The sequence below is a fragment of the Kitasatospora sp. NPDC059571 genome (assembly GCF_042735675.1).
In the GTDB taxonomy this organism is placed as follows: domain Bacteria; phylum Actinomycetota; class Actinomycetes; order Streptomycetales; family Streptomycetaceae; genus Kitasatospora.
The window spans coordinates 1-6,227 of the sequence record NZ_JBHWBW010000471.1 but is presented as its reverse complement, the minus strand read 5'-3'; the positions used below and the strand labels follow the sequence as shown (position 1 = coordinate 6,227).

General features: G+C 76.7%; 5 protein-coding genes. 3 read left to right on the top strand and 2 right to left on the bottom strand.

The features are described 5' to 3' along the window. On the top strand, positions 1 to 1,096 hold a 1,096-nt coding region (locus ACFV0G_RS33170; protein ID WP_380556023.1), incomplete at its 5' end, for an NlpC/P60 family protein. Positions 1,097 to 1,128: 32 nt separating this feature from the next. Further along, complete coding sequence (locus ACFV0G_RS33165) at positions 1,129 to 2,427, top strand: hypothetical protein (RefSeq protein ID WP_380556021.1); 1,299 nt, start codon at positions 1,129 to 1,131, stop codon at positions 2,425 to 2,427. A gap of 51 nt (positions 2,428 to 2,478) precedes the next feature. Here ACFV0G_RS33165 and ACFV0G_RS33160 read toward each other — a convergent pair whose 3' ends face one another. Both ACFV0G_RS33160 and ACFV0G_RS33155 read right to left on the bottom strand, forming a co-directional pair. Beyond that, entirely contained in the window at positions 2,479 to 3,393 is a 915-nt protein-coding gene (locus ACFV0G_RS33160; RefSeq protein WP_380556019.1) for a carbohydrate kinase family protein, read from the bottom strand. 90 nt (positions 3,394 to 3,483) lie between these two features. Beyond that, positions 3,484 to 4,872: a glycosyltransferase 87 family protein gene (locus ACFV0G_RS33155; RefSeq protein WP_380556017.1), complete on the bottom strand. Its 1,389-nt coding sequence runs from the start codon at positions 4,870 to 4,872 to the stop codon at positions 3,484 to 3,486. A gap of 187 nt (positions 4,873 to 5,059) precedes the next feature. On the opposite strand from ACFV0G_RS33155, the gene ACFV0G_RS33150 reads away from it, so the two are divergent. After that, positions 5,060 to 6,193 carry a glycosyltransferase family 4 protein gene (locus ACFV0G_RS33150; RefSeq protein WP_380556015.1) on the top strand — a complete coding sequence of 378 codons (1,134 nt, stop codon included), beginning with the start codon at positions 5,060 to 5,062 and terminating at the stop codon, positions 6,191 to 6,193. Positions 6,194 to 6,227: the final 34 nt, after the last annotated feature.

The window sequence follows — 6,227 nt, the reverse complement described above, 5'->3', positions numbered from 1 at the left end:
CCGGCCGCCGGAACGGAGCCGCCGCCGCATGTCCGCGCACCGCCGCGCCCCCCTGCCGGGCGCCCACACCATCGCCCGGGCCCTGGTGCTCACGGCCGCGGCCACCACCGCCCTCGGCGTCACCGCCGGCGGCAGCGCGTACGGTGCGCCCGGCGCACCGGCCGAGCCGGCCGAGCGCACCGCCGACGTGAAGGCCCGGGTGGACCGGCTGTACGACGAGGCGGAGCAGGCCTCCGAGCAGGCGAATGCGGCCGAGGAGGCGCAGCACCGGCTGCAGGCCGAGGCGGCCGCCCTCCAGGACCAGGTGGCCCGCGGACAGGACGAGATCAACCGGCTGACCGCCGACCTCGCGCGCACCGCCGCCGCCGAGTACCGCTCCGGCGGCCTCGACCCGACCGTGCGGCTGATGCTCGACTCCGACCCGGCCGGCTACCTGACCCGGGCCCGCGCGCTCGACCAGGCGGCCGTCCGGCAGAGCGACACCCTGCGCGAGGTCGCCGAGCGACGGCGCCGGCTCGACCAGCGACGCGAGGAGGCCACCGGCACGCTCGCCGAGCTGGAGGGCGTGCGCCGCTCGCTCGCCGACACCAAGGAGCGGATCCGCTGCCGGCTCGCCGACGCCCAGCAGCTGCTCGGCGGGCTCAGCTTCGCCGAGCGGGCCCGGCTGGCCGCCGACGACGCGCGGGACGCGGAGCGCCGCGCCACCCGCGGCACCGACCGGCTCGACCTGGGCGACCAGCCGCCCTCCTCGGACCGCGCGGCGGCCGCACTGGCCGCCGCGATCAGTAGAATCGGGTCCCCCTACGTGTACGGATCGACCGGGCCCGGTGCTTTCGACTGCTCCGGTCTGATGTACTGGGCCTGGCGGCAGGCCGGAGTGACCCTGCCGCGCACCTCGCAGGCGCAGGCGTACGCGGGGCGCCGAATCAGCCTGTCCGAGGCGCGACCTGGAGACCTGGTGATCTTCTTCAAGGACATGCACCACGTCGGCATGTACGCCGGCGGCGGTGTGGTCGTGCATGCGCCGCACCCGGGTGCCCCTGTGCGCTACGAGAGCGTCAGCGCCATGCCCGTCAGCGGGGTGGTGCGGGTCTGAGCGGCGTGTACGGCCACCCCGGCGCGTCCGCCGTGGAGCCCGAACCCCTGGTCACCGACCTGCCCCGGCGCTACGGGGCGGGTCTTCGCGCACTGCCCGCGGGACGCGTCTCCCGCCGCGCCGCCCTGCTGCTCGCCGCCGGCGGGCTGGCCCAGCTGTCGGTGCCCCGGGCCGCCACCGCGCCGCGCCCCGGCACGCCCGCCGCCGCGCCGCAGGCCGCGTCCGGCCGCGACCGTTCGCGGATCGAGGCGCTGCTCTCCGACCGCGCCCGCGCCGTGCTGCGCGGCGACAGCACCGCGCTGCTGGCGGGGGCCACCGAGAGCGCCCGCCCCGGGCAGCAGCAGGCCGCGGCCCGCTCCGCCCGGGTGCCGTTCTCCGCGGTCGAGTACCGGATCAGCGCGATCGGCGAGCCCGGGCCGGACGGCCGGCTGACGGTGAGCGCGGGCTTCGCCCACCGCCTGCGGGGCATCGACGAGCACCCCGCCGTCCTGCCGCGCCGGCTCACCTTCGCCCGGACGCCCGGCGGCTGGCTGCTGGCCGGCGACGAGCCGGACGGCGCCGCCGCGCTCTGGGACCTCGGCGAGGTCCGGGTCGTCCGCGGCGTCTCCTCGCTGGTCCTCGGGCTCGGCGACGAGGCGGAGCTCGCCGAGCTGGCGGCGGTCGCCGACCGGGCCGTGCCGGCCGTCTCCGAGCTGTGGGGCGACGCCTGGGCCGGCCGGCTGCTCATCGAGACCCCGGCCACCGAGCCGCAGTTCGCCCGGATGCTGGACGTCTCGGCCGGCTCCTACCAGGGGATCGCCGCGGTCACCGTGGCGGCGGGCGGGGCGCCGGCCGCCACCCCGGCCGACCGGGTGCTGGTCAACCCGGAGGCGTTCCGGGGGCTGAGCGACCTCGGCCGCCAGGTGGTGGTCACCCATGAGGCCACCCACGTGGCCACCCGCTCCGCCACCCACGCCTGGACCCCGCTCTGGCTCTCCGAGGGCGTCGCCGACTTCACCGGCTACCGGGCGGCCAACCGCACGGCCCGGCAGATCGCGCCGGAGCTCGCCCGGGACATCGCCGCCGGCCGGGTGCCGACCGCGCTGCCCGCGGACGGCGACTTCGCGGCCGGCTCGGCCGGCATCGCCCAGGCCTACGAGGAGGCCTGGCTGGCCTGCGACCTGGTCGCGCGCGAGTTCGGCCCGCAGCGGCTGGTCGCGCTCTACCGCGCGGTCGGCGCCGCCGGGGACGCGGGCCGCCTCGACGCGGTGCTCCGCGCAGAGCTGGGCCTGGACCAGGCGGCCTTCACCAAGCGCTGGATCGCCGACACCGTCCGCCGGCTGCACCGCTGAGCGGCCCGGACGGCCGGCGCGGACGCGGCCGGGGCGGGGGGGGGGGGGGGCTCAGACGGCCGCCGGGGCCGCCGCCAGCGCGGCGGCGAGCCGGTCGGCGTCGATCAGGTCGGAGTGGGTGCCCGCACTCGTGCAGGCGTGGGCGCCGGCGACCGCGCCGGCCAGCATGCACGCGGCGGCCGGCCGGCCCTCCAGCCAGCGGGAGAGGAAGGCGCTGACGTAGGCGTCGCCCGCGCCGTTGCTGTCCACCACCGGCAGCCCCGGGTCCACCGCCGGCTGGTGCCGGACCTCCCGGCTGCCGCGCTCCAGCAGGTAGCTGCCCTCGGCGCCGGCGGTCGCGACGACGAGGTCGGCCCGCCCCTCGGCGAGGATCGCCCGCATCAGCTCCTGCGGCCGCCCGCCGCAGCCCGCCGCCGAGAGGAACACCAGGTCGGCCCGGAGCGCGTAGTGCCGGTGGTGCTCGGCGACGCCGTCCCAGGCGTGCAGGTCGGTGGAGCTGGTCAGGCCGAGCCGCTCGATGTCGGGGTGCATGTCCCGGTTGATCCCGGTGATCGACAGGTGGACGTGCCGGGACTGCTCCAGGTACGGCAGGTAGAACTCCCGCGGCAGCCGGAGCGCGGCGGGGTGGCGGCCGTCGTAGAAGGAGAACCGGCGGCCCTGCGCGTCCACCAGGTTGACCCCGCGCGGGGTGCCCGCGGGGGAGACCAGGTGGGAGAAGTCCAGGCCGTGCCCGCGGTAGGCGGCGAGGACCAGCCCGCCCTGCGGGTCGTCGCCGAGGAAGTCGAGGAACTTGGTGCGCAGGCCGAGCCGGTGGCAGCCCAGCGCGACGCCGTTGCCGGTGTGCCCGACGTAGTCGTGCACCGGGGGGACGCCCACCGAGTCCCCGGCCGGGATCTCCAGGGTGTCGACCCGGACGATGGTGTCGACGCCGGCTCCGCCGACCACCAGGACGTCGTACAGGGACATGCGCGTTCCTCCAGCGGGCGGCAGCGGCTCCGGTGACGGCACCCGATGCTGCCAGTGCCCGCCCCGGCTCGCAAGAACTTGCAGCAAATTTCAGGAGGTGGGGGCGGCCCGCCCGACCGACTCGTCCAGGCCGTCCAGCAGCGCCTGCTCGTACGCGATGCCGGGCCGGACCGGGTAGCTCGGCGCCGCCGGCTCGCCCGGCAGGACCACCGTCGGCGCCGCGTCCGGGCCCCGGGTGGAGCGCCACAGCCGTCGGCAGGAGACCAGCGTCGCGGCCAGCAGCAGCAGATTGCGGGCGGCCAGCACCGCCACCCCCCACGGCTGGCTGTGCTGCACCGCGCCGAACAGGATCGGGAACTCCACGGTGGTCAGCACCGTCGCCGGCAGGAGCAGCAGCGCCACCGGCTTCTGGCTGGTGCCGCGCACCGTCAGGCAGACCGCGGCCAGGCCGATCAGCCAGACCAGGTACTGCGGGCTGATCACGCGGCTGGTCACCGTGAACACCAGCAGCGCCGCCAGCGCCGCGTCGAAGGTGGTGGACGGCTGCCAGCGCGCCGCGCGCAGCCGCCACAGCAGCAGCCAGCCGAAGCCGACCAGGGTGCCCGCCACGCTCACGTCGGAGATCACCGGCACCCACGGGCCCAGCATCTCCAGCGAGCCGTAGTTCATCGTCACCTGGCCGTCCCAGGCGCCCGCCAGCTTGGCGAAGTGCAGCGGCAGCGCGCCCAGCGACTCCACCTCGATGCCGCGCTCCTTCTGGAACTTCAGGAACTCGAAGGCGCCGTTCATGCCCGCCGTCAGCAGGAAGCCCAGCGCCGCCGCGGTCGCCGCGGCCGCCGTCCAGGCGCGGTGCGTGCGGCGCCCGCGCGGCGTGCCCGCCAGCGCCAGCACCGGCCAGATCTTCACCAGCCCGCCGAAGCCCAGCAGCATCCCGCCCAGCGCCGGCCGGCGCAGGATCACCACCAGGCCGGCCATCGCGATCGCCGTCACCACGATGTCGTAGCGGCAGTACACCGTCGGGCCCAGCAGCGGCACCCCCACCGCCCACATCCACGCCCCGGTGAAGCTGCGACCGCGGCGCCCGCCCACCCGCATCAGCATGCCCATCGCCAGCGCGTCGAAGAGCCCGCACAGCACGAAGAAGGACACCAGGTACGACCAGGGCAGCACCCCCGGCAGCAGGATCACCAGCGCCGCACCGGGCGGGTACTGCCAGGTGACGTCGTCCAGCGGGAAGGTGCCGGTCTGCAGCACCTCGTACCAGCCGTGGTAGATCACCGAGATGTCGGAGCTCACGTCCGTGCCGGAGATCCGCAGCACACCGACGGCCATCAGCACGATCAGCGCGCGGGTGGCCAGCCAGGACGCCCCGAGGGCCCAGAGCGCGCCGCCGGCCGGGGACGCGGGAGGTGCGCCGGACAGGGCGAGGCGCTCGGTGCTGCTGGTGCTGCCGGTCCGCCCGGCGGGGGCCAACTCCACTGCGCTCCCTCGTGGTCTCGCTGCCTGCGCCGCGGAACCCGCGTGCCGGGCCCTCCTGGACATAGGACCGGCCCGGAGCGGAAACGGTTGCGCTGCGACGCTTCGTTCCCGGCGGGCCGTGGTGTTGACCTATGGTACGGATCACCGACCCCGCCACCGAGCACCCCCCGACCGAGCGAGCCGCGGCATGCACAAGACCCTGATCGTCACGAACGACTTCCCGCCCAGGCCGGGCGGCATCCAGGCGTTCGTCCACAACATGGCCGTCCGCCAGCCGGCCGGCTCGGTCGTGGTGTACGCCTCCACCTGGCGCGACGGCCGGGAGGTCGCCCGCTTCGACGCGGAGCAGCCCTTCCAGGTGATCCGTGACCGCACCCGGATGATGGTGCCGACCGCCCGGGTGACCCGCCGCGCCGCCGAGATCCTGCGTGCCGAGGGCTGCACCTCGGTCTGGTTCGGGGCGGCCGCCCCGCTCGGGCTGATGGCGCCCGCGCTGCGCCGGGCGGGCGCGGAGCGCCTGCTCGGCATGACGCACGGGCACGAGGCGGCCTGGGCGCAGCTGCCCGCCTCCCGGCAGCTGCTGCGCCGCATCGGCGCGCACACCGACACCCTGACGTACCTCGGCGAGTACACCCGGTCGCGGATCGCGGCCGCGGTCGGCCCGGAGGCGGCCGCCCGGATGGTGCAGCTGCCGCCCGGCGTCGACGAGGGCACCTTCCACCCGGGCTCGGGCGGCGCCGAGGTGCGGGCCCGGCTCGGCCTCAGCGACCGGCCCGTGGTGGTCTGCGTGTCGAGGCTGGTGCCCCGCAAGGGCCAGGACACCCTGATCGAGGCGATGCCGCAGATCCTCGCCGCGGTGCCGGACGCCGTGCTGCTGATCGTCGGCGGCGGGCCCTACCGCGCGGACCTGGAGAAGCTCGCCGACGCGCGCGGGGTCCGGGCCTCGGTGCGGTTCACCGGTGCGGTGCCGTGGGAGGAGCTGCCCGCGCACTACGGCGCCGGGGACGTCTTCGCCATGCCGTGCCGGACGCGGCGCGGCGGCCTGGACGTGGAGGGGCTCGGCATCGTCTACCTGGAGGCCTCCGCGACCGGCCTGCCGGTGGTCGCCGGGGACTCCGGCGGCGCCCCGGACGCGGTGCTGGAGGGCGAGAGCGGCTACGTCGTCCCGGGCCGCTCGGCGGCGGCCGCGGCCGAGCGGATCGTGCGGCTGCTGCACGACGAGGACCTGCGCCGCCGGATGGGCGAGGCGGGCCGGCGCTGGGTCGAGCGCTCCTGGCGCTGGGACATGCTGGCGCAGCGGCTGACCTCGCTGCTGGCCTGAGGCGCCGCGGACGCGCGAAGGGGCCCCACCCGCC

Coding starts and splice junctions, on each gene's coding strand:
- ACFV0G_RS33160 (WP_380556019.1), bottom strand. CDS start 3,393: ATGTCCCTGTACGACGTCCTGGTGGTCGGCGGAGCCGGCGTCGACACC.
- ACFV0G_RS33150 (WP_380556015.1), top strand. CDS start 5,060: ATGCACAAGACCCTGATCGTCACGAACGACTTCCCGCCCAGGCCGGGC.